The sequence below is a fragment of the Neisseria animalis genome (assembly GCF_900636515.1).
Taxonomy (GTDB): Bacteria; Pseudomonadota; Gammaproteobacteria; order Burkholderiales; family Neisseriaceae; genus Neisseria; species Neisseria animalis.
Genome location: NZ_LR134287.1, coordinates 692,010 through 715,169, shown reverse-complemented (window position 1 = coordinate 715,169; position 23,160 = coordinate 692,010). Strand labels below are relative to the sequence as shown.

At 50.8% G+C, this 23,160-nt stretch carries 21 protein-coding genes and 1 riboswitch; of the genes, 14 read left to right on the top strand and 7 right to left on the bottom strand.

Features of this window, described 5'->3' with window-relative positions; genetic code table 11:
* Nucleotides 1-59: 59 nt before the first annotated feature.
* From EL111_RS10840 to EL111_RS10670, 3 genes are all read left to right on the top strand, one after another.
* Nucleotides 60-704, top strand: coding sequence for a factor H binding protein domain-containing protein (locus EL111_RS10840; RefSeq protein ID WP_151090927.1), 645 nt, complete (start codon nucleotides 60-62; stop codon nucleotides 702-704).
* 244 nt (nucleotides 705-948) lie between these two features.
* Nucleotides 949-1,551 (top strand): hypothetical protein, encoded by a 603-nt coding sequence (locus EL111_RS10675; RefSeq protein WP_231998403.1) that lies wholly within the window; start codon nucleotides 949-951, stop codon nucleotides 1,549-1,551.
* A gap of 23 nt (nucleotides 1,552-1,574) precedes the next feature.
* Nucleotides 1,575-2,384 carry a surface lipoprotein assembly modifier gene (locus EL111_RS10670; RefSeq protein ID WP_331838785.1) on the top strand — a complete coding sequence of 270 codons (810 nt, stop codon included), beginning with the start codon at nucleotides 1,575-1,577 and terminating at the stop codon, nucleotides 2,382-2,384.
* 337 nt (nucleotides 2,385-2,721) lie between these two features.
* Here the strand turns inward: EL111_RS10670 and EL111_RS03350 are convergent, their stop codons facing one another.
* The 3 genes from EL111_RS03350 to EL111_RS03340 form a co-directional block, all read right to left on the bottom strand.
* On the bottom strand, nucleotides 2,722-3,603 hold the full coding sequence (locus tag EL111_RS03350) for a carbohydrate kinase family protein (protein ID WP_123796391.1): 882 nt from the start codon (nucleotides 3,601-3,603) through the stop codon (nucleotides 2,722-2,724).
* 293 nt (nucleotides 3,604-3,896) lie between these two features.
* Entirely contained in the window at nucleotides 3,897-5,195 is a 1,299-nt protein-coding gene (locus EL111_RS03345) for an MFS transporter (RefSeq protein WP_123796392.1), read from the bottom strand.
* Between the two features lie 692 nt (nucleotides 5,196-5,887).
* Nucleotides 5,888-7,282 carry a DEAD/DEAH box helicase gene (locus EL111_RS03340; protein WP_123796393.1) on the bottom strand — a complete coding sequence of 465 codons (1,395 nt, stop codon included), beginning with the start codon at nucleotides 7,280-7,282 and terminating at the stop codon, nucleotides 5,888-5,890.
* A 294-nt stretch (nucleotides 7,283-7,576) separates the two neighbouring features.
* On the opposite strand from EL111_RS03340, the gene EL111_RS03335 reads away from it, so the two are divergent.
* From EL111_RS03335 to EL111_RS03325, 3 genes are all read left to right on the top strand, one after another.
* Nucleotides 7,577-8,806, top strand: a complete 1,230-nt coding sequence (locus tag EL111_RS03335) for an aspartate kinase (protein ID WP_123796394.1) — start codon at nucleotides 7,577-7,579, stop codon at nucleotides 8,804-8,806.
* Nucleotides 8,807-9,054: 248 nt separating this feature from the next.
* Complete coding sequence (gene rpsO, locus EL111_RS03330; RefSeq protein WP_123796395.1) at nucleotides 9,055-9,324, top strand: 30S ribosomal protein S15; 270 nt, start codon at nucleotides 9,055-9,057, stop codon at nucleotides 9,322-9,324.
* Between the two features lie 103 nt (nucleotides 9,325-9,427).
* Nucleotides 9,428-9,961 carry a glutathione peroxidase gene (locus tag EL111_RS03325; protein WP_123796396.1) on the top strand — a complete coding sequence of 178 codons (534 nt, stop codon included), beginning with the start codon at nucleotides 9,428-9,430 and terminating at the stop codon, nucleotides 9,959-9,961.
* A gap of 620 nt (nucleotides 9,962-10,581) precedes the next feature.
* Here EL111_RS03325 and EL111_RS03320 read toward each other — a convergent pair.
* A complete protein-coding gene (locus tag EL111_RS03320) occupies nucleotides 10,582-11,472 on the bottom strand; it encodes a lysophospholipid acyltransferase family protein (RefSeq protein WP_123796403.1) in 891 nt (296 codons plus the stop codon).
* A 189-nt stretch (nucleotides 11,473-11,661) separates the two neighbouring features.
* A riboswitch (SAM-I-IV-variant riboswitch) is annotated at nucleotides 11,662-11,773 on the top strand.
* Nucleotides 11,774-11,947: 174 nt separating this feature from the next.
* On the opposite strand from EL111_RS03320, the gene metK reads away from it, so the two are divergent.
* From metK to nudB, 5 genes are all read left to right on the top strand, one after another.
* Nucleotides 11,948-13,117, top strand: a complete 1,170-nt coding sequence (gene metK, locus EL111_RS03310; protein ID WP_123796398.1) for a methionine adenosyltransferase — start codon at nucleotides 11,948-11,950, stop codon at nucleotides 13,115-13,117.
* A gap of 387 nt (nucleotides 13,118-13,504) precedes the next feature.
* Nucleotides 13,505-13,813 carry an accessory factor UbiK family protein gene (locus EL111_RS03305; RefSeq protein WP_123796399.1) on the top strand — a complete coding sequence of 103 codons (309 nt, stop codon included), beginning with the start codon at nucleotides 13,505-13,507 and terminating at the stop codon, nucleotides 13,811-13,813.
* A 14-nt stretch (nucleotides 13,814-13,827) separates the two neighbouring features.
* Nucleotides 13,828-15,324 carry a YifB family Mg chelatase-like AAA ATPase gene (locus EL111_RS03300; RefSeq protein ID WP_123796400.1) on the top strand — a complete coding sequence of 499 codons (1,497 nt, stop codon included), beginning with the start codon at nucleotides 13,828-13,830 and terminating at the stop codon, nucleotides 15,322-15,324.
* 26 nt (nucleotides 15,325-15,350) lie between these two features.
* Nucleotides 15,351-16,661, top strand: coding sequence for a mechanosensitive ion channel family protein (locus EL111_RS03295; protein WP_123796401.1), 1,311 nt, complete (start codon nucleotides 15,351-15,353; stop codon nucleotides 16,659-16,661).
* Nucleotides 16,658-17,119: a dihydroneopterin triphosphate diphosphatase gene (gene nudB, locus EL111_RS03290; protein WP_123796402.1), complete on the top strand. Its 462-nt coding sequence runs from the start codon at nucleotides 16,658-16,660 to the stop codon at nucleotides 17,117-17,119. Before EL111_RS03295 ends, nudB begins: the two co-directional genes overlap by 4 nt.
* Before the next feature lie 234 nt (nucleotides 17,120-17,353).
* Here the strand turns inward: nudB and EL111_RS03285 are convergent.
* The 3 genes from EL111_RS03285 to EL111_RS03275 all read right to left on the bottom strand — a co-directional run bounded on the left by EL111_RS03285 (nucleotide 17,354) and on the right by EL111_RS03275 (nucleotide 20,182).
* Nucleotides 17,354-18,201, bottom strand: a protein-coding gene (locus tag EL111_RS03285) for an IS630 family transposase (protein ID WP_126325831.1) whose coding sequence is annotated in 2 segments (ribosomal slippage) — nucleotides 17,354-17,886 and nucleotides 17,886-18,201 — 849 coding nt in all. Because the reading frame shifts where the segments join, the coding sequence is not laid out codon by codon here.
* Between the two features lie 134 nt (nucleotides 18,202-18,335).
* Nucleotides 18,336-19,412, bottom strand: a complete 1,077-nt coding sequence (prfA, locus tag EL111_RS03280; protein ID WP_123796093.1) for a peptide chain release factor 1 — start codon at nucleotides 19,410-19,412, stop codon at nucleotides 18,336-18,338.
* Nucleotides 19,413-19,528: 116 nt separating this feature from the next.
* On the bottom strand, nucleotides 19,529-20,182 hold the full coding sequence (locus EL111_RS03275) for a site-2 protease family protein (protein ID WP_123796094.1): 654 nt from the start codon (nucleotides 20,180-20,182) through the stop codon (nucleotides 19,529-19,531).
* Between the two features lie 352 nt (nucleotides 20,183-20,534).
* On the opposite strand from EL111_RS03275, the gene EL111_RS03270 reads away from it, so the two are divergent.
* The 3 genes from EL111_RS03270 to EL111_RS03260 all read left to right on the top strand — a co-directional run bounded on the left by EL111_RS03270 (nucleotide 20,535) and on the right by EL111_RS03260 (nucleotide 22,995).
* Complete coding sequence (locus tag EL111_RS03270) at nucleotides 20,535-21,272, top strand: methionine ABC transporter ATP-binding protein (RefSeq protein WP_123796095.1); 738 nt, start codon at nucleotides 20,535-20,537, stop codon at nucleotides 21,270-21,272.
* Nucleotide 21,273: 1 nt separating this feature from the next.
* Nucleotides 21,274-21,960 carry a methionine ABC transporter permease gene (locus EL111_RS03265; RefSeq protein ID WP_123796096.1) on the top strand — a complete coding sequence of 229 codons (687 nt, stop codon included), beginning with the start codon at nucleotides 21,274-21,276 and terminating at the stop codon, nucleotides 21,958-21,960.
* Nucleotides 21,961-22,080: 120 nt separating this feature from the next.
* On the top strand, nucleotides 22,081-22,995 hold the full coding sequence (locus tag EL111_RS03260; RefSeq protein ID WP_123796097.1) for a MetQ/NlpA family ABC transporter substrate-binding protein: 915 nt from the start codon (nucleotides 22,081-22,083) through the stop codon (nucleotides 22,993-22,995).
* The last annotated feature ends 165 nt before the right edge of the window (nucleotides 22,996-23,160 follow it).

Here is a 23,160-nt window from a genome sequence, read left to right as displayed (position 1 = left end):
GTAAAACCAGGAATTTAGATGCCTCGCAAGAAATCTCCGCTTTCTTCAAGGACTTGGGAATGGAGCCTCCATCTAAAAATACCCGATTCTATGTAGACGGAAAAGAAATTCTTTCTGGCGAGTATGTTATTGAACCAGGCTTTCATGAAAATGTTTTAGAAATATATGATGAAGCAACAAAAGAGCATACTTACATACATCAAATCCGAAAAGCCTACTCAATGCCTTATTCAATCGTAACAGGTTGGGTAAATTCTGTTGCAATGGAAAACAATACTGTTAAAAACGAATCAAATGAATTTGTCATTGCATTTGATGATATTCGTGGTTTAGCAACCGCCCAAAATGCCATTCCGACACAAGGACGTGCTGTTTACGAAGGTGCTGCCTTTGATAAGAACTCACAAGGTCTAATGTCCTACACCATTGATTTCAACAACCGCAGCGGCAACGGCAGCATCACCGGATTGCAACTGGGCAATATTATTTTGAAAGAAGGCTCTCTGGAAACATTAAACAAAACGCTCATCCACGCAGATGCTGATATCAACGGAAAACCCGGCAGCTACTTCATCGGCTTATACGGCCCTAACGCCGAAGAAGTTGCCGGCGTATTGTATGATGTTTCCAAAGAAGAATATCGACAAAACCAAAACCATGAAGGTATTGCCGGCTTTGGCGGCAAACGTGGTGAAATCCAATAACCTTTCTCTATCTGAAAACAAGCCGTCTAGAAACAAACATTTGTTTTTCAGACGGCTTTTATAGTCGAATAAAATAAGAATGAGACAAGGCAGCGAAGCCGCAGACAGTACACATAGTACGGCAAGGCAAAGCAACGCTGTATCATTCTTATTTTAAATGACTATATCATCAAACAAAGCACAGTAACGCCATATCGTTCTTATTCCGAATAACCAAATTTTTTACTCTACTTGGAAATACATCATGATGTATCGCTGTCCAATTTTTCTTTTGTCCTGCATATTCTCTACTGCCGTTTATGCCGATGTTGAGCCTGAAGTATTACATGTTCCCACGCCGGTATTTTTTGATACGCCATCTTCCGAAATTTTACCGGCCAACCCTTTATCCAATAATTACCGCCCCAACGAAACTCTATATCCCTCAAACAAAATCATTCACGGTAATATTTTAGAAACTAAAGTTAATCAAGCGATTATTGATAAAAATTGGCAAGCATTACCTTTATTACTGGAGCATTACGCCTTATTACCCAATCATGATGAAATCCTTTACCAATACGCATTGGGCGCATTGTACCGTTCACAACTGCGCCACGATGAAGCCATTGCCTTGTATCGGAACATCTTAAAAAAATATCCAAAATTACTTTATCCACGTTTTGATTTAGCGGTAATGCTGTTTGAGAATAAACAATATATCGAAGCAAATGAAGAATTTCAGCATATTCTCCCCCTTTTGCCTTCCCATATGCAGAAGATTACCGAGCAATATATAAATTCCATAAATACTGCCCAAAATTGGCAACCTGATATTCGTTACAATATAAAACAACAGGCAATGTAAACAATGCAACAGAGGCACGAACCATTGAAATCAATGGAAAAACTTGGCAAAAAACTGCCGACAGCCTACCACAAAGTGCACACGGAATCCGATACGGCTTAAGTGTTTCTGGCGAAAAAAACCTTAACGGTAACCACTTTGCCCATTTAGAGGTTGGCGGCAACGGCGTACATTACTGGGATAATCAGGAATATAATGAACAAACCATCAAGCTCTCTGCCGGTTATAAATTTCAAAACAGCCGATATGCTTGGAGGGTAACACCTTTTGCCGAACAAAACTGGTTGGGCGGCAGCCGCTACAACCGTGTCATTGGTACAAATGTCTCCTATAGCCATCGTTTCAACAATAATTTCCGCCTCATGCTGAGCAGCGGACAGTATTGGAAAACTTACCATGACGAACACATTGCCAGCCGTTACAACAGTCGAACTCCGCATTTCCAAACCACATTATTTCATACTGTCTCTCCTCGATGGCTATCCTATGTCGGAACCGGCTGGAATCACGAATTGGCCGAAGAAACCGAACAGTCCTCAATACGTAAAAGTGTTCATCTGGGAACCATCAAAACCTTTCCAAACGGTTTAGGTATGCGTGCCAACTTGAGCTACGCGCGCCGCACCTTTGATGCCCCGGGATCACTGGTTTACCATTTCAACCGAAAAGACCATGAATATCAAATAAATACTTCTTTGTGGCACCATAAATTTACTTGGCATGGTTTCATGCCGCAACTTAATGTGCGCTATCAAAAAATCAACAGTAACATGAGCGGTTTTTATTCACGAAAAAATCTGCAATGGTTTATCAGTGTAGAAAAACAGTTGTAATATCATCTGACAAAATCAGACCGAAGCAATAAGCTGTATCCCTAGGAAGATGCTGAAACCCCATTGCATTCTTATTTTTAACAACTATAGTCGAATAAAATAAGAATGAGACAAGGCAGCGAAATCGCAGACAGTACACATAGTACGGCAAGGCAAAGCAACGCTGTATCATTCTTATTTTAAATGACTATATATATCCGCCCGTACAAATAGCCAGATGGCTGTTTTCAACGTTGTACCCGAACAACATAATGAATGATTAATCAAAAAGCCGTCTGCAAAATCGGCATTTTGCAGACGGCCTTTTTATCTGTCATGTACTGGACTATCCGAATGATTACACCGGATTCATAAAGTTTTCGATTTCCTGAAGCGAAATTTCCGGTGTTGCACCGTGGCGCGAAGCAACGAGTGCGCCGAGGGCGCAGGCAAAAGTAACGGCTTCTTGGGGATCGGCGTTATCCAGCAGTTTGTAGCTCAAGCCGCCGAGGAAGCTGTCTCCCGAGCCGACGGTATCGGCCACTTTTACGCGGAATCCGCTGTGGCGGTAGATTTTGCCGTCCTTATAAAGCGCCGCTCCGTGGCTGCCGAGGGTAATGCACAGGATTTTGACACCAGTAAGCCGAACCATAAATTCGATATTCTGTTCGATGGAATGGTACGGAGAGCCGTATGCTTCGGCAAGCTCGTACAGCTCATCGTCGTTCAGCTTCATCATGTCGGCTTTTTTCATGGTCTCGAGCAGACGGGTGGTGTCGTAATACGGTTTACGCAGGTTGACATCGAAGATTTTGAATTTGGCGTGTTCGAGCAACTGATCGAGGGTATTGCGTGAGATTTCGTCGCGCGTGGCCAAGCTGCCGAAAATAAAGGCATCTGATTCGGCAACGCGGCGGACGGCTTCCTCCTGCAAGCGGATTCTGTCCCATGCACAAGGGTACACGATGTCGTAGGAGGCGCTGCCGTTTTTATCCAAAGAAACTTTAACCAGACTGGTCGGGCATTCGCCGCATTGCTGCATCAAGTCGGTTTTGATGTTTTTTTCCGCTACTCTGCGTAATAATTCGCGACCGTCTTCGTCATTTCCGTAACGGCTGATCATACTGGCATCCGCACCGAGCGACTGCATTCTGACGATGACGTTCAACGGCGCACCGCCCAATACTTTGCCCTCGGGAAAATCGTCCCACAACACTTCGCCGAAACTGGTTACTTTCATGGTCTTTCCTTTTCAAACTGCGGCTTGGGATTGCGGCGCGCGGTTTGTAATAATATTTAAATTTTGTATCAACGGATATTATGTTTTAAAACCTTCCTGCTGACAAGCGGGACATACCGATGTTTGTCTAGAAGTTTGATTCACCGCAACATTATCAAAAAACCTGTTAAGGCCGTCTGTAAATACGCCGTCTGCCCGCGCTCTTTTTACAGACGGCCTGATGTGAAATTTAAATACAAAAAGCCGTCTGCAAATCGGATTCAATGATTTGCAGACGGCTTTTAAGGCATCAATTAATGCTGTATGCGAGGTTTGAGAAAGAAAATAGCGATTGCAGCAAGCGCGATCACCAAAGCCGCACCACCATATAAATCGTCTTTTGCCCAACCCGCATCCAACAGACCGCCCGCAATCATGGGCGACAAAATCGAACCCAAACGCCCCACGCCGATGGTTACGCCTACGCCGGTATTGCGGAAATCCGCCGCGTACAGAGTCGGATTAATGGTGTACAAACCGGCGATACAGCCGTTCATCAATGCACCCAATACCACGGCGAATACCAGCGCCAATGCCAAAGAGCCTGCGGAAAGGAAGGCAAATACCGAACCGGCCGCCGCCAATGCGAAGGCAATCAGCACCGTACGCGGCGTCCAGCGGCTGACCAACACACCGAACACCAGCGAACCGATTGCCCCACCGATAGAAATCGCCATGCCGACGGTTTGGCTTTGTGTTTTCGCCATACCGGCCGCCTCCAGCAACGCAGGTGTCCACGAGCTGATAAAGTAATATGCCGCCATCACGGTAATAAACGCCAGCCAAATCAACAATGTGGTTTTAATATAAGAAGGCTCGAACAGGCGCAAGGCCGATACTTTGGCTTTTTTTACCTGCTCTGCTGCATCAGGGAATGTCCAGTCGCCGCTCAAGCCCATTTTGGCAACGATTTTATCCAGTTGTTTTTTCGCTTCGGCAGAGCGTTTGCCCAACAGATATTCGACCGATTCGGGCAGCAGCGCCATCAATACGAGTACCGCGGCCAAGGTCAGCACCGCACCAATCAGGAATACGGAACGCCAGCCGTAACTGTCTTGCAGTACAACAGCCGACATACCGCCCAACATCGCACCAATACCGAATCCGGAAGCGTAAATAGCAATCGCCAAACCGCGCCATTTTTTATTGGAATACTCGCTGACAATCACATTGGTACACGGCAGGATACCGCCCACGCCCAAACCGGTTACCACACGCCATAAAGCAATGCCTTCCACCGTTTGAGCAAAATAAGTCATCAGCATACCCAATGCGGACAATGCGGTCGAAACAATCAGCAGCGGACGGCGGCCGAAACGGTCGGCCAGCGGCGCAAGAAATACCGATCCTACCGTCATGCCCAGCAAGCCCGCGCTCATCAGCGTACCGATGTGCGTACCGTCCAAACCCAATTCGGTTTGAATACTTTTTGCCGTAAACGCCACCGCCAACACATCGAAACCGTCCAGCATATTCAGCAGCACCGCCAAAGCAACCACCAACCATTGATAACCGCTCATCGGGTTATCGGCAATTTTTTGTCGTAAATCCATTACTAAACCTTTTATTTTTCTATTTGCAGACGGCATTCGTACAAACCGTACCGCCTTATTCAGATTAAGTTCGGACTATAACGGCAGCATCATTACCTTGCAAACGCGAAATTTTCCCCTTTATATGAATTATATTCATTCAACCGCCCTAGCGATGTGTTCTGCCGTCCAAACGCAAACCCCAATCCGGCAGCAATGTGCGGAAACCAACTTTCCCGCACGCAGCCGCAGCCGCCATGCCAAGCGCCTGTCTGATGGTTCGGGCGGATACATACAGCCGAATAAAATATAGTCGAATAAAATGAGAATGAGACAAGACAGCGAAGCCGCAGACAGTACAAATAGTACGACAAGGCAAAGCAACGCAGTATCATTCTTATTTTAAAAGACTATAAAAACAAAACAACCGCATAACAAACATTGCAAACATACAGGCCGGCAGAGCTGCTGCTTCAACAGTGAACAACTTAAGCCACCCCACCCCGAACAAGACACAGCGATACCGTATCACTCTGTATCAAACAACGATTAAACTTAAACCCGCCGCCGCATTGCAAGCTGCACAAACCTGCCGGCAATGCCGTCTGCAAAATGCCGTCTGTAAATTGCCGGTTATTCCCCCCAAGCGCCGCAACAAACCAAAAGCCGTCTGCACATCACATCCGATTTGCAGACGGCTTTGAGCAGCTTGTTTAAGCACCGTAATTAGGTTGCAACAGCGCGCAAGGCTGGCGTTCGCGGCGGTTTCGGCGGCGGCCGCTGATTTTGCTGCACGCCGCGCCCGGGTCGTACTTGTCGGCGGTTTGTACTTTTTCACGTTCGCCCCGCGCGCTGCCTTTCGCATGGCTGTTGCTGCGCTCGCTACGTTCATAACGGCTGCGGCGGTTTTCAGACGGCATATGGTTATCCGCCTCCGCTGCCGCACCGTCGTTCCCCCACCATTGCGGCTCGAAACCTTCGATACGTTCGACTTTCAAATCATTACCGGTCAACTCTTTGATGGCCTCAAACATTTTCTGTTCGTTTTTGTCCATCAAAGAAATCGCCACCCCGTCTGCGCCCGCCCGTCCGGTGCGTCCGATGCGGTGCACATAGTCTTCCGGCTGGGTCGGCAGCTCGTAATTGATGACGAAAGGCAGCTCGGCAATGTCCAATCCGCGCGCGGCCACATCGGTTGCCACCAAAACGCGCAAAGTTCCCTCTTTAAACGAATTAAGCGTTTCGAGGCGGGTTTGCTGTGATTTGTCGCCGTGAATGGATTGTGCGGCGATATTGCGGCGCACCAAATCGCGGGTTACCTGATCGACGCTTTGCTTGGTTTTGCAGAACACGATGACTTGGTTCATGTCCAAATCCACAATCAAACGCTCGAGCAGATTGCGTTTTTTCAGCGCGTCCACCGCGATAATATGCTGCTCGACATTGGCGTTGGTCGTATTTTGGGCGGCCACTTCCACACGCTCCGGCGCATTCATAAAATCCTGAGCCAGCTTGCGGATGGGCGGTGAGAAAGTTGCCGAAAACAGCAGCGTCTGCCGCTGCTTGGGCAGCATCTGCATGATTTTGCGGATATCGTCGATAAAGCCCATATCCAGCATCCGGTCGGCTTCGTCCAATACCACGATTTCGACTTTGTTCAAATTAATGTTTTTCTGTTTGACGTGATCGAGCAGACGGCCGACAGTGGCAACGACGATTTCGCAACCGGCACGCAAATCGGCGGTTTGCTTGTCCATATTCACCCCGCCGAACAATACGGTATGGCGCAGCGGCAGATTCTTAATGTATGCCTGCACGTTTTGATCGATTTGGTCGGCCAGCTCGCGTGTCGGCGTGAGCACCAGCATACGCACGGGGTGCATGGCAGGAGAGGTGCTGGGCGTGGCATAGCGTTTTAAACGCTCCAGACTGGGCAGCATGAAGGCGGCGGTTTTGCCCGTTCCGGTTTGGGCTGCCGCCAGCAAATCATGGCCTGCCAAGGCTTTCGGAATGGCTGCCGTCTGAATCGGCGTCGGGGTTTCATACCCTTGTTGGGTCAGGGCGGATACGATTTCGCTGCCCAAGCCCAGTGATGCAAATGGATTCATTTTTACTGTTCTTTCTCATTTTTGCAGACGGCCTTCTCGTTTGTCAGGCCGTCTGCAAAACAGGGAAAGCCGCAACAAAAAACCAAGCTGCGGCTGTCGGTTATTCTTCTCATCAATCCCTGCGATTATGCCACAAAATACCGCCTTCTCCTATGCTCAAACAATCGTCTGCCTCACCCTCGGCAGACTTTTAGACAGATAAACACCGCCAAGCCTTGTCTTTCATGTAAAAAATAGTAATAATAGCCGGATTGTTTACAATCGTAATCCTCAAACCATAGAAAGCACGAAAAAATGGCGTTAATCGTACAAAAATACGGCGGTACTTCAGTAGGTTCCGCCGAGCGCATCAAAAACGTAGCCAAACGTGTGGCCAAATTCCGCGCCGAAGGTCATGACGTGGTCGTAGTCGTTTCCGCCATGAGCGGCGAAACCAACCGCTTGGTCGCACTGGCGCATGAAATGCAGGAAATTCCAGACCCGCGCGAATTGGACGTAGTATTGTCCACCGGCGAACAAGTAACCATCGGCCTCTTGGCCATGGCGCTGAAAAACATCGGCGTTGACGCCAAAAGCTACACCGGCTGGCAGGTTGCAGTCAAAACCGACACCGCCCACACCAAAGCCCGCATCGAAGACATCGACAGCGGCAAACTGCTGGACGACCTGAAAGCAGGCCGCGTGGTCATCGTAGCCGGTTTCCAAGGCATCAGCAGCGAAGGCAATATTTCCACCTTGGGACGCGGCGGTTCGGACACCTCCGCCGTCGCACTGGCTGCCGCGCTCAAAGCCGACGAGTGCCAAATCTATACCGATGTCGACGGCGTGTACACCACCGATCCGCGCGTCGTGCCCGAAGCAAAACGCCTCGACACCATCACATTTGAAGAAATGCTGGAGCTGGCGAGCTTGGGCTCGAAAGTTTTACAAATCCGCTCCGTAGAATTTGCCGGAAAATACAAAGTACGCCTGCGCGTATTGAGCAGCCTCCAAGACGGCGGCAACGGCACCCTAATTACCTTTGAAGAGGACAATCACATGGAAAGAGCTGCCGTTACCGGTATCGCATTCGATAAAAACCAAGCCCGTATCAACGTGCGCGGCGTACCCGACAAACCGGGCGTGGCCTACCAGATTTTAGGCGCGGTAGCCGATGCCAACATCGAAGTGGACATGATTATCCAAAATGTCGGCAACGAAGGCACAACCGACTTCTCCTTTACCGTACCGCGCGGCGATTACAAGCAGACGCTGGAGCTCCTGAACAAACAAAAAGACAGCATCGGCGCCACCGACATCGACGGCGACGATACCGTCTGCAAAGTATCCGCCGTCGGCATGGGCATGCGCTCCCATGTAGGCGTGGCCTCCAAAATCTTCCGCACACTGGCCGAAGAAGGCATCAATATCCAAATGATTTCCACCTCCGAAATCAAAGTTTCCGTATTGATTGACGAAAAATACATGGAACTGGCCACCCGCGTACTGCACAAAGCCTTCCGTTTGGACGAAACCAACGCATAAACGCCAATAAAGGCCGTCTGCAAATACACCGGATTGCCGATCCGCCCTCCGAGTGCATATTTGCAGACGGCCTTACCTTTCGGCATACAGCCGGAACATCAAAAATTCCGTGCAATCCGCCTGAAAACCATGCTATAATCGCCAATCTTTTTTTCAAGCAAAAAAAGAATCAGGAGTTTGCACAGGTTACGGCTTGGCAAACTTGTCCGAACCGGCAAGGTTCATCTTATTTTCGGAGTATTTCCACCATGGCATTGACCGTAGAACAAAAAGCACAAATCGTTAAAGACTTCCAACGCAAAGAAGGCGATACCGGCTCTTCAGAAGTACAAGTTGCGCTGCTGACTTTCCGCATCAACGACCTCACCCCGCACTTCAAAGCCAACGCAAAAGACCACCACAGCCGCCGCGGCCTGTTGAAAATGGTCAGCCAACGCCGCCGCTTGTTATCTTACCTGCGCCGTACCCAACCGGACACCTACCGCAACCTGATTACCCGTCTGGGTCTGCGTAAATAATTTATCCCAAACACCGCCTTCAGGCGGTGTTTTTTCATATCAGACAAACCAAACCCGTTTGCAGACGGCTTTACAGACGGCATTTCCCATACGGAGAACAAACATGACCCTCTACGATTTCACCGTAAAAGATACGCAAGGCAACAATGTTTCACTGGCAGACTACCGTGGCAAAGTGTTGCTGATTGTCAACACCGCCACCCGCTGCGGCCTGACCCCGCAATACGAAGAATTGCAAGCAATGTACGACAAATATGCCGAACAAGGCTTTGAAATTCTCGATTTCCCCTGCAACCAGTTCCGCGAACAAGCTCCCGAAAGCAGTGAAGAAATCGCCCAAGTCTGCCAAATGAAATTCGGCACAAAATTCAAAATCTTCGACAAAATCGACGTTAACGGCGCACACACCGCCCCGCTGTATGCCTATCTGAAAACCCAAAAAACCGAAGACCAAGGCAACCACACCTTCAAAGACCTGCTGCTCAAACTGGCCTCGCTGGGCGAAAAACGCGAAGGCAGCGACATCAAATGGAACTTTACCAAATTCCTGATTAACCGCAACGGAGAAGTCGTCGAACGCTTTGCCCCCAGCGTAAAACCGTCCGAAATCGAAAGCGACATTCAAGCCCTGCTGTAACCGCACGCTATCATGCAGACATCAGGCGGTATCGGATACCGGCAACAGGCAAGATAGTGCGCCGAATGACCTTACCGTACGCCGGCGTACCAATCATGCCAAAATCATGAAAGCAGGCGGTAGAGCGTTGCAACGCCTGCTTCTCAAGACAAGTTGCCGTCAAACGGCCGGCGCAGCAAATCCGCCAATCCCTACCGCCTGAGATGTTCCTCTGTGTTTCACCGTCAGGCGGACATTTTTGTTCCCATATGGTCTTCACCAGCCAACAATGTGCGGTTAAAAGAAGTATCTCCCTATTCCCGAAAGGTGATACACAATGATGCGGCCTTGCAGCGGCTGCTTCACGCAGGTTATCGGCTGCATACTCCACAAGGGGCAGCATTAAGCGAACAAACACCCTCCCACGGAGAAATAAAGCGCATAAAGGCCGTCTGCAAATCGCATTTTGCAGACGGCCTTTTAATATAGTCGAATAAAATAAGAATGAGACAAGGCAGCGAAGCCGCAGACAGTACACATAGTACGGCAAGGCAAAGCAACGCTGTATCATTCTTATTTTAAATGACTATACTTTACGGCATATTCAACCCGACAAACTTCCTGCCGGCACCACAATCATCTCAACCACTCTCCCCGACTTCCGGCGGCAGCGGCGCACCGGCCGGGTGTTTGTAGCGGTTGTACATAAAAAGATACTGTTGCGGAAAGCGGCGTATCCAGTATTCGATATTTTGATTCATCAAGCGCGCATCATGTTCTTTATCGCCGTTTAACCCGCCTTGCAAAGGCTCGATGTGCAGCGCGAAGCCTTTGCCCCCGGGCAGGCGTTCGCCGACAAAAAACAAGGCTTTCACCCCTTTGACTTGGGCGAGCTTGCCTGCCAGCGTCATGGTGTAGGCCGGCTTGCCGAAAAAATCCACCCACACACCGTCCCCGCCCTCTTCCGGCGCAGGTACATGATCGGGCAAGACAATCGTCGCCTCGCCAGCACGCAAGGCTTTCATCACCTGCTTTACACCTTGCAGGTTGGTCGGTGCGGTTTTGCCTTTGCCGCGCACCCGCCCCATCTGCATCACAGCATCAAACGCTTTGATTTTCGGCGGTTTGTACATGGCAGTGAGCGGAAACAGCAGCTGCTGGCTTATGTAGCGGCCTGCCAAGTCGTAGCTGCCGATATGCGGTGTAATCAACAACAGCCCTTCCCGATTATCCAAGGCCGTCTGAATATGTTCCCAACCGTGGACTTCGGTAAACAGTTTCTCAATCTCTTCAGGCCGTCTGAAAAAGGCAACGGGCAATTCCAGCGCGCCTTTGGCGGTTTCCCGGAATACGGCTTTGACCGCCGCTTCGTCGGCCGGCAAACCGGCTTGGATCATGTTGGCGGACGCGCGTGCGCGTTCTTTATGTAAAACACGGTAGGCAATACCGCCCCACAAGACCGCCAGCGCGTGTAAAAACGGCAGCGGCAATGCGGCGAAAAATTTAAACAATAAAATAACCAGAGTCTGCATAACCATCAGGCGTTTGAAAAGCGTAAACGGATTGTAATGGAAAACGCTGGGAAACCAAAATTTCAGACGGCCCGAAGGCAGAAAAGAAGCAGATTGTCTGCACTTGTTGCAAAGGCCGTCTGCAAACCGGAAAATACGGTTTTCAGACGGCACCAATCTTGCGGCGGATAATGAAATCTGTTACCATCGCCGCTGCATTAAGAGTTGGGAATTCCATGCCAACCTGCTTTTTCACAGTGAAAGGTAAGGTGGACGGCCGTCTGGCCGATGTGGCTCGCCAGAGCAATCCAAACCCGCTTAATGCGGGAATTTTTTTGTCTGTACAAAATGGATTCCTTGCCTGTTTGAACGCTGAAGCGCATTCAAACAGTGTGGTGCGGCAACTTCTGCCGCTTGGTTATTGAAATATAAAAGGCCGTCTGAATACCTGCCGTGCGAGCGGAAAGCCGGCCTGTTTATCAAGAAAGAACAAACAATGAGCGAATACCTGTTTACCTCCGAATCCGTATCCGAAGGCCATCCCGACAAAATAGCCGACCAAATTTCCGATGCGGTTTTGGATGCGGTTTTCACGCAAGACCCGAAAGCGCGCGTGGCTGCGGAAACTTTGGTGGCTACCGGTTTATGCGTTTTGGCGGGCGAAATCACCACCACCGCCCGAGTCGATTACGAGCAAGTCGCCCGCGACACCATCGCCCGCATCGGTTACAACGACCCCGGGCTGGGCTTTGATGCGGCAAGCTGCAAAGTATTGCTGAATTACGGCGTGCAATCGCCCGACATCGCCCAAGGCGTCAACGAAGGCGAGGGCTTGGACTTAGACCAGGGCGCGGGCGACCAGGGGCTGATGTTCGGCTACGCCTGCGACGAAACCCCCGCACTGATGCCGTTTGCCATCTATTACAGCCACCGCCTGATGCAACGCCAAAGCGAGTTGCGCCGCGACGGCCGCCTGCCGTGGCTGCGTCCCGATGCCAAAGCGCAATTAACCTGCGTGTACGACAGCGAAACCGGCAAAGTCAAACGCATCGACACCGTGGTTTTATCCACCCAACACAGCGAAGACATCGGCTACGATGAGTTGCGCGAAGCCGTTATCGAGCAGATTATCAAGCCGGTATTGCCGCCCGAAATGCTGACTGCCGACACCAAATACCTGATTAATCCCACCGGAAAATTCGTTATCGGCGGCCCTAAAGGCGACTGCGGTTTGACCGGCCGTAAAATCATCGTTGATACCTATGGCGGCGCAGCTCCGCACGGCGGCGGCGCATTCTCCGGCAAAGACCCTTCCAAAGTCGACCGTTCGGCCGCGTATGCCTGCCGTTATGTGGCGAAAAACATTGTAGCCGCCGGTTTGGCAACGCAATGCCAAATCCAAGTTTCTTACGCCATCGGAATCGCCGAACCGACTTCGATTTCCATCGACACCTTCGGCACAGGCAAACTCAACGAAGCCGAGTTGAACAAACTCGTGCGCGAACATTTCGACCTGCGCCCGAAAGGCATCATCAAAATGCTCGACCTCTTGCGCCCGATTTACAGTAAATCCGCCGCCTACGGCCACTTCGGCCGCGAAGAGCCGGAATTTACTTGGGAGCGCACTGATAAAGCGGCAGAATTGAAAGCCGCTGCAGGTTTGTAAGCCAAGCAGGACTTTAGGCCATATCGTCATTTAACACAGAATAACACGGCGTTGCTGCACCTTGCCCCAAGCAGGGACTGACCAAACTGCCGAAGCAGCAAAAACGCCGCCCCGTACAATCCGTACAGTCTGCAGCTTTACCGCCTTGTCTCGTTCTGTGTTATCCGACTATTCGAATGCGTGGTTCAGGCCGCGCATTCAATTTTCCCAAACTCAAAGATTGGAAAACCGCGCAAACCCCAAGGCCGTCTGCACATTTTGAATCCGACTGCAGCACAGCAAATGCGGAAACAAAATTAAAATTTTCCGCCATACATGCAGACGGCCTTTTCCTGCTACAATAAACCCCATTCATTCCCCCACCCTATTCCAGTAAAGGAACGCAAAATGTTCGGCAAAAACCTGTTTGAAGAAGTGACCTCCAAATTGAGCGAAACCATCGCCAACAGTCCCGCCAAAGACGTAGAGAAAAACGTCAAAGCCATGCTCGGCAGCGCGTTCAGCAAAATGGACCTGGTCACCCGCGAAGAATTCGACATCCAGCAGCAGGTGCTGATTAAAACACGCACCAAACTGATTGAATTGGAATCCCGTCTGGCGCGTTTGGAAGCAGCACAAAATCCGACTACCGAAACCCAAGCCGTTTCCGAAGAAATCGGACAAGCTGCCGAAACCGTTGAAGACAGCAACAACTAAGGCCGTCTGCAAAAATGTCGCTCGCACTGGTTTACAGCCGCGCCCTCAGCGGCATGAATGCGCCGTTGGTCGAAGTGGAAGCCCATCTTGCCAACGGCCTGCCCGCATTCAACATCGTCGGCCTGCCCGATACCGAAGTCAAAGAAAGCCGCGACCGCGTGCGCGCGGCGATTATCCAGAGTGGCTTCGACTTTCCTGCCAAAAAAATCACCGTCAACCTTGCCCCCGCCGACTTACCCAAAGAGTCGGGGCGTTTCGACTTGCCGATTGCCATCGGCATTCTGGCCGCCTCCGGCCAAATTTCCGCCGAACAACTGAACCGGTACGAATTTGCCGGCGAGCTGGCTTTGTCGGGACTGCTGCGCCCCGTGCGCGGCGCATTGGCAATGGCGTGGCAGGGAATGCAGGCCGGGCGCGCGTTTGTCCTGCCGTCTGAAAATGCAGCGCAAGCGGCGGTCATGAAAGGCATCGAAGTTTACGGTGCAGGCTCATTAGGCGAAGTCGCCGCACACCTCAACGGCATCGAACCGCTGGCGCAAGCGGCGTGCGAAGTCCGTGCCAAGCCGTCTGAACATTCAAGCCTGCTCGATTTGCGCGATGTCAAAGGCCAGCACACTGCCCGTTTGGCCTTGGAAATTGCCGCGGCGGGCGGACACAGCCTCTTAATGATGGGTCCTCCGGGTACGGGCAAATCCATGCTGTCGCAACGACTGCCCGGTATCCTGCCGCCCTTAACTGAAGAAGAATTGATAGAAGTGTGGGCACTGCGCTCTTTGCTGCCCAACCATCAGCAAGAATTGAATCCCGCGCGCCCGTTTCGTTCGCCGCACCACAGTGCCAGCGCCGCCGCAATGGTAGGCGGCGGCTCCGATCCCCGCCCCGGAGAAATTTCCTTGGCGCACCACGGCGTTTTATTCTTGGACGAACTGCCCGAATTTGACCGCAAAGTATTGGAAATGTTGCGCGAGCCTCTGGAAAACGGCGAAATCCATATTTCCCGCGCTTCACGCCAAGCAGTGTATCCTGCCAAATTCCAGCTTGTTGCCGCAATGAACCCCTGCCCCTGCGGCTATCTCGGACACCCCGCCAAACCCTGCCGCTGCACGCCTGAAAGCATTGCCCGTTACCGAGGCAAAATCTCCGGCCCGCTGCTCGACCGTATTGATGTCGTCATCGAAGTGCCTGCTTTATCCGCTGCCGAGCTGACCCAAGCCCAAGAGGGCGAAAACAGCGCAACTGTATTGCAACGCGTATTGGTCGCGCGGGACAAGCAATACGCCCGACAAGGCAAAACCAATGCCGCCCTCAGTCCTTCGGAATTGGACAATCACGCCGATATCGACCAAGATGCCCGCGAACTGCTGGCTGCCATGATTGAAAAGCTGTCACTGTCGGCGCGCAGCTTCCACCGTATTTTGCGCGTTTCCCGCACGATTGCCGACCTTGATGGCGACGACCGTGTTAGCCGCACGCATATTCTGAAAGCGGTTGGATTCCGCCGCAGTTTGTAACCGTATTGTTCATTTTACCGGCCGCTATGATTCATTTTGTTGACAGTTTGTTTGCACGCCAAGACTTTACCGCCAATTTTTTGGAGCACTCGTTCAAACAACCGAACGGATTGCTGGATTTGGCCTTATCGTTTCTGCTTGCCGCCGCCGCATTTTGGTTCTCCGGAGTCATCAACCGCCGCCTCAACCAACGTCCGCCACGCTATGCGCTGCTTCGCCATTTGCGCCAGCGGCTGATTTGGCCGTTGCTGATATTGGTATTTGCCGTTACCGCTTTGGCGATTTCCCGACATTACGGGCAACCCGCCGTTTGGCTGCAACTTTTGGCCTTGGCGGCACGATGGATGGTATTAATCCGTGCGGCGGTAGCCATCGTCCACGCCGCATTGCCGCAAAACCGTATGTCCGACTGGCTGGAACGGCTGGTTGCATGGGTATTGTGGGCAGGATTTGTGCTGTGGGTTTCCGGTTTGGACGATTCGCTTATCCTGCTGTTGCAAAACGTCCGCTTCAATGTCGGCTCGGTAACACTCAACCTATACAGTATTTTGAGCGGCATCGTATGGATCTGTATCCTGATGGTTGCTGCCTTATGGCTGGCCAAACTGATTGGCGAGCGCTTGAGCCACAGCCGCCTCAATGCCAACCTGAGCATGATTTTATCGAAAATCATTACCACGGCATTGGTGGTTTTATCCGTATTGATTGCCTTACCGCTGGTAGGTATCGATTTAACGGTTTTATCCGTATTCAGCGGCGCACTCGGCGTCGGCATAGGTTTCGGCCTGCAAAAAATCGCCAGCAACTACATTTCCGGCTTCATCATTTTGGGCGACCGCTCTATCCGCATTAACGACCGGCTGAACGTCAACGGCTTCAGCGGCAATGTTACCCAAATCACATCGCGTTTTGTGGTACTCCGCGCCGCAAACGGCACAGAAGCCCTGATTCCCAACGAAACTTTCATGACCTCCACCGTCATCAACGAATCCTATACCGACCGCACCTTGATGCAGTCGTTTGCCGTACAGATTGCCTACGATTCCGATTTGGATAAGGCTTTGGAAATACTTCGTCAGGTTGCAGCTTCGCAACCGCGCGTCCGCACCTCCCCCGCCCCCTCCTCACTGGTTACCGACTTTGCCGCAGACGGCATCAACCTCAGCCTCAGCTATTGGGTAAGCGATCCCGAAAACGGCTTGGGCGGTTTAAAATCCGATATTATGTTGGAAATCCGCCGTCAATTCGCACAACAAGGCATTGAATTTCCCTATCCCCAACGTGAAGTGCGCCTGATTAACGCCGAAATGCCGTCTGCAAAACAGGAGCGCGAATGAGCAAACCGCTCAAATATCCCGTTTCCGCTCTAGTTATCCTGCATGATACAGACGGCAATATCCTGCTGATCGAGCGCTCCTCACCGGCCGGTTTCTGGCAATCCGTTACCGGCAGCAAGGAAGCCGGAGAAACCATAGCCGAAACCGCCCGCCGAGAAGTTTTAGAAGAAACGGGAATTTCCCTGCCGGAAAACAGCTTGTCCGATTGGCACGACAGCACCGTTTACGAAATCTACCACCACTGGCGGCACCGCTATCCCGAAGGAGTATTTGAAAACCGGGAACATCTTTTCTCCGCCGAAATCAATCGTGATACCCCGATTAACCTATCGCCCGAAGAACACGTCCGCCACGCATGGCTGCCCTTTACAGAAGCAGCAGAAAAAGTATTTTCCCCATCAAACAAGCGGGCAATTTTAGAATTGGCCAAACGGCGCGGCTGGCTGACGGAATCCTAGCCTTACTGCCATTCCCGACCATACCATCACACACCACCATGCAAAGCAGATAGACATCAAAACCACAACAATACCTCCGATTGAGAAACGCCTATTGCCGTTTTAAACTGTTATAAACATCAAAACCGATAAAATATAGTCGAATAAAATAAGAATGAGACAAGGCAGCGAAGCCGCAGACAGTACACATAGTACGGCAAGGCAAAGCAACGCTGTATCATTCTTATTTTATAGTTAATTAAAATAAAAATAGGACATTAATGCAGCAGTAAAATTATCTGAACCGGGCAAAACCGAACGCATATATTTTTTAATATTTGCCCATGTTTTCTCTATCGGATTCAATTCGGGAGAATAAGGTGCAAGCGGTAGAATTTCATGTCCGCAACGATGTGCCATCTCTTGCAAAATACTTATTCTGTGAAATCTTGCATTATCTAAAATAATCAATGATTTTGGTGTCAAATCAGGTAACAGCATGGTTTCAAACCATGCTTCAAAAAAAGTACTGGTCATGGTGTTTTGATAAACCATGGGTGCAATCAGTTTTTGCCCGATTTGTGCAGCAACCAATGACAACCGTTGATATTTCTTCCCACTTATCTTGGTTTTAACCATTTGCCCTTTGGGGTTGCGGGCGTAGGGGCGAAAGAAATAGGTATCGAATCCTGTTTCGTCCAAATAAACCGGTTGATAATCCGAAAATTGAGCTAATCGGGCTAAATAATGCGCTACTTTCGAAGGGTCTTGTTCTCTGTAAGTGGTGGTCTTTTTTTACGTGTGATACCCAGCTTTTTGAGTGCATAAAAAACAGCTTGGGCTGTGCAGTTAAACACTTGGGCGATTTCATGTAAATGGGCATCAGGATTCTGACCGACATATTGTTTGAGTTTTTCTGTATCCAGCTTGGCAGCATTTTGTCCTTTCACTTGATGTTTCAGGCTGCCTGTTTGCTTTTCCAGTTGTATCCAAAGATAGAGTGTATTTCTTGATATGCCGTAGGTCTTGGCTGTTTGGCTGGCGTTATTACACTGCTTGTAATGGTTCAATGCTTTTTCCCGCAAATCTATTGAATATGCCATTTTTTACTCAAAATAAATCAAAATTGTACTGTTTTATTTTTAAATTACTATAAATGACTATATTTTAAATGACTATACAAAAAGGCCGTCTGCAAAACCAAATTTGCAGACGGCCTTTTTATTCGTTTTAATCCTCAATCGCCCATCGCCGCCAGCAGCTCGGCTTGGTGTTCGGCAATCAGCGCGCCGGTCAGCTCTTCCAAATCGCCGTCCATAATGAAATCCAATTTGTGCAGGGTCAGGTTGATGCGGTGGTCGGTTACGCGGCCTTGCGGGTAGTTGTAGGTGCGGATACGCTCGCTGCGATCGCCGCTGCCGATTAATGATTTGCGTTCCGCCGCTTCTTTGGCTTGCGCTTCGCGCTTTTGCGCATCGTTCAAACGCGCCGCCAATACTTTCATCGCCTGCGCCTTGTTGGCATGCTGGCTGCGTCCGTCCTGACATTCCACCACTATGCCCGTCGGCAGGTGGGTAATCCGCACGGCGGAATCGGTTTTGTTGATGTGCTGGCCGCCCGCACCCGATGCGCGGAAGGTGTCGATACGCAAATCGGCCGGGTTCAACTCGATTTCTTCCAGTTCGTCCGCCTCCGGCATCACGGCAACGGTACAGGCTGAAGTGTGGATGCGCCCTTGGCTTTCGGTGGCGGGAACGCGCTGCACGCGGTGGCCGCCGCTCTCAAATTTCAGACGGCTGTATGCGCCCAACCCGACGATACGGGCGATGACTTCTTTATACCCGCCCAGCTCGCTCTCATTCGCTGACACGATTTCCACCTGCCAGCGGTTGCGCTCGGCGTAGCGGCTGTACATCCGCAGCAAATCGCCGGCAAACAGTGCGGCTTCGTCGCCGCCCGTACCCGCGCGCACCTCGATAAAGATGTTTTTATCGTCATCGGCATCTTTGGGCAGCAGCAGCTTTTGCAATTCCGTGTCGAGCGTGTCGATTTTTTGCTGCGCCGCTTCGATTTCCTCCGCCGCAAACTCTTTCATTTCAGGGTCTTGCAGCATTTCCTGCGCATCGGCCAAATCGCTTTGCGCCAAAGTATATTGGCTGAACACTTCCACTACCGGCGTCAGCTCCGCGTGCTCGCGCGTGAGTTTGCGGTAGTTGTCCATGTCGTCGGTCGCTTCAGGCTGCCCGAGCAGGTGGGTAACTTCTTCCAAACGGTCGGCAAGTTGTTGTAATTTTTCTAGAATAGAAGGTTTCATAAATTTGAGTACCGTGAATAAACAGGCCGTCTGAAAAATTGCAGACGGCATAGACGGCTATTATAACGCAAAACCGCCTGATTTTTCAGACGGCTCGGAATCGTTGGAACACGGATTTAACCGAATAATCCGGCAAAGGTTTTCATCACCGACAACAAAGTACCGGCAAACGGCCACATAATCGTACCCAACATACCGCTCATGACCAAAAACAACAATATCCACATGCCGTAAGGTTCGATTTTCCGATACTGCATGGACGCCCGTGCAGGCAGGAAGCTGTCCACCACCTTGCTGCCGTCCAACGGTGGAATCGGTAGCATATTCAATACAAACAACATCACATTAATGATGATGCCGTAATTTGCCATTTGCGACAGCGGAAACTGAAATGCCTCGGGCGCATAGCGTGCCAAGCCGAATGTTGCCGCCCAAGCAAACGCCATCACCAGATTCGACAGCGGTCCGGCAAACGCCACCATGCGCCAGCCCATGCGGACATCGCGGAAATGGCGCGGCACAATCGGTACGGGTTTTGCCCAACCGAACAGAAACGGAGCGGACACCGCCAATAAAAACAGCGGTACCAATACCGTTCCAACCAAATCGATATGCGCCAGCGGATTCAGCGTCAAGCGTCCCATCTGCTCGGCAGTGCGGTCGCCCCAATAACGCGCGGCATAAGCATGGGCGGCTTCATGTACGGTAATCGCCAGTAATACCGGCAGAATAGCCAACAAAAATACGCCCATATCAAAATTTTGAAACATCGTTGTCCTTTATCGAAATATTCAGACGGCCTTTCCCATGCCGTCTGCAAAATTTGTCTGGAAGTATATCGGCAACCACCCTGTCCTATCAAGTTCGGCAGCCACTCCGAACCATATTGTGCATTTTTCTGCAGAACCTGCCGCCCCCACTTCCTCAGTGCCACCGCAAATACCGATAAAACATTGACACTTCCGCCACGCTCGGCTAGAATAAAAAACCATTTTTACATGCCGATTTGACACAGCTTGCGGGCATAAACAGCTAAAGCGTTCGTTTGATGAATAAAATGAATAGCCGCCGTTTCCTGCCCGTTGTGCCGCACATCGGGCTTTTATTGTATTCGGAAGTTTTATGATTATCTTGGACAATGTTTCCAAACGGTATCAAACCCGCGATAAATCTTGGTTCACCGCCGTCGAGCCAACTCATTTGGAAATTAAAGACGGTGAAATTTTCGGCCTGATGGGCTATTCCGGCGCGGGAAAATCCACCCTGCTGCGCCTGATCAACCTTTTGGAACGCCCCGATACCGGCAAAGTTACGGTTGGCAACCAGGAGCTGACTTCGCTCAATGCCGCCCAACTGCGTGCGGCGCGCCAAAATATCGGCATGGTGTTCCAGCAGTTTAACCTGTTAAGCAACCGCACCGTTGCCGACAATGTCGCCTTTCCGCTGGAAATCGCCGGCTGGCCGTCTGAAAAAATCAAAACGCGCGTTGCGGAATGCTTGGAAATCGTCGGTTTGCAGGAGCGTGCGGGACATTATCCGGCGCAGCTTTCCGGCGGACAAAAGCAACGCGTCGGCATCGCACGCGCCCTTGCCTCCAATCCGCAGGTGATTCTTGCCGACGAGCCGACCTCCGCGCTCGATCCGGCCACCACCCGCAGCGTTTTGGAATGTTTGGAAGACATCAACAAGCGTTTCAACGTGACCATCGTCATCGTTACCCACGAAATGAGCGTCATCCGCCGCCTGTGCGACCGCGCCGCGCTGTTGGACAAAGGCCGTCTGCTGGAAGTCGTGGAAGTGCGCAACAACCAAATCCACGCCCAATCGGAAATCGGGCGCGAACTGATTCGGGAGGATTAAGATGGCTGATTTGACTTTTGAACAAGCCCTGTCCACCATCGCCGGCATGAAGGGTGAAATCCTGCAAGCCTTAGGCGAAACTTTCGTCATGGTCGGACTTTCCACCACATTCGCCGTCATCTTCGGCACCTTGCTGGGCGTATTGCTGTTTGTTACCGCCAGCCATCAACTGCATGAGAACAAACCGCTGAATTTCCTGCTCGACAATCTGGTCAACCTGATGCGCGCCTTTCCTTTCGTTATCCTGATGATTGCCATGATTCCGGCCACCCGCGCCATCGTCGGCAGCACCATCGGTCCGATTGCCGCCTCCTTGGTATTGAGCGTATCCGGCTTGTTCTATTTCGCCCGACTGGTCGAACAGAACCTGCGCGAAGTACCGCGCGGCGTTATCGAAGCCGCCACCAGCATGGGGGCATCGCCGATGACGATTATCCGCAAAGTGCTGCTCAACGAAGCACGCGCCGGAATGGTATCCAGCATTACCGTGCTGGCCATCGGCCTGCTGTCATACAGCGCGGCGGCAGGCATGATCGGCGGCGGCGGTTTGGGCGACTTGGCCATCCGCTACGGCTACTACCGATACCAAACCGAAGTCATTATCTTCATCGTGGCAATTTTGGTTTTACTGGTTATTCTGATACAGAGTACCGGCAACTGGATTTCGCGAAAATTAGACAAACGATAGTATTTTTATTTATAAATGCCGTCTGAAAAATTATTAAATGATTTTGCAGACGGCATGATATGATAAACGGCTGCATATATCTGTATTAACAATCAAAACCATTCCATCAGGAGTTATCCCATGCAAACAAGCACCTTATTCAAAACCCTTTCTGCGGCTGCCTTGGCTTTGGCTTTGTCAGCCTGCGGCGGCCAAAAAGAAACCGCTCCTGCCGCAGCAGATGCTTCTGCCGCTGCAAACAACGGCGTTGAGAAAAAAGAAATCGTATTCGGCACCACCGTCGGCGATTTCGGCGACATGGTGAAAGAACACATCCAGCCTGCTTTGGAGAAAAAAGGCTACACCGTCAAACTGGTTGAGTTCACCGACTACGTCCGCCCGAATCTGGCTTTGGCCGAAGGCGAATTGGACATCAACGTCTTCCAACACAAACCTTATCTGGACGACTTCAAAAAAGAGCACAAATTAGACATTACCGAAGCCTTCCAAGTACCGACCGCACCTCTGGGTCTGTATCCGGGCAAACTGAAATCCTTGGATGAAGTCAAAGAAGGCAGCAGCGTTTCCGCGCCCAACGATCCTTCCAACTTCGCCCGTGCGCTGGTGATGTTGAACGAGCTGGGCTGGGTCAAACTGAAAGACGGCATCAACCCGCTGACTGCCTCCAAAAACGACATTTCCGAGAATATTAAAAAAATCAATATTGTAGAACTGGAAGCCGCCCAGCTGCCGCGCAGCCGCGCCGATGTTGATTTTGCTGTGGTCAATGGCAACTACGCCATGAGCAGCGGCATGAAACTGACCGAAACCCTGTTCCAAGAACCGAGCTTCGCTTATGTCAACTGGGCAGCCGTGAAAACCGCCGACAAAGACAGCCAATGGTTGAAAGACGTGGAAGAAGCCTACAATTCGGAAGAATTCAAAGCCTACGCACACCAACGCTTTGAAGGCTACAAATACCCTGCCGTATGGGGTGAAGCCGCCGCCGAAGGCGCCAAAGCCGAAGCCGCTTCAACTGCCTCTGCCGCACAATAATCCTTCTTAGCATCATCAAGGCCGTCTGCAAATCCGTTTTGCAGACGGCCTTTTTTACTGAAAACGAAATAATTTACACAAATATAGACCTCATCAATACCTTATCGTAAATTAAAAAGTTGTTCTATTAGGATTATCCCGTTCAAAGCAAGAAAGCAATCAAGC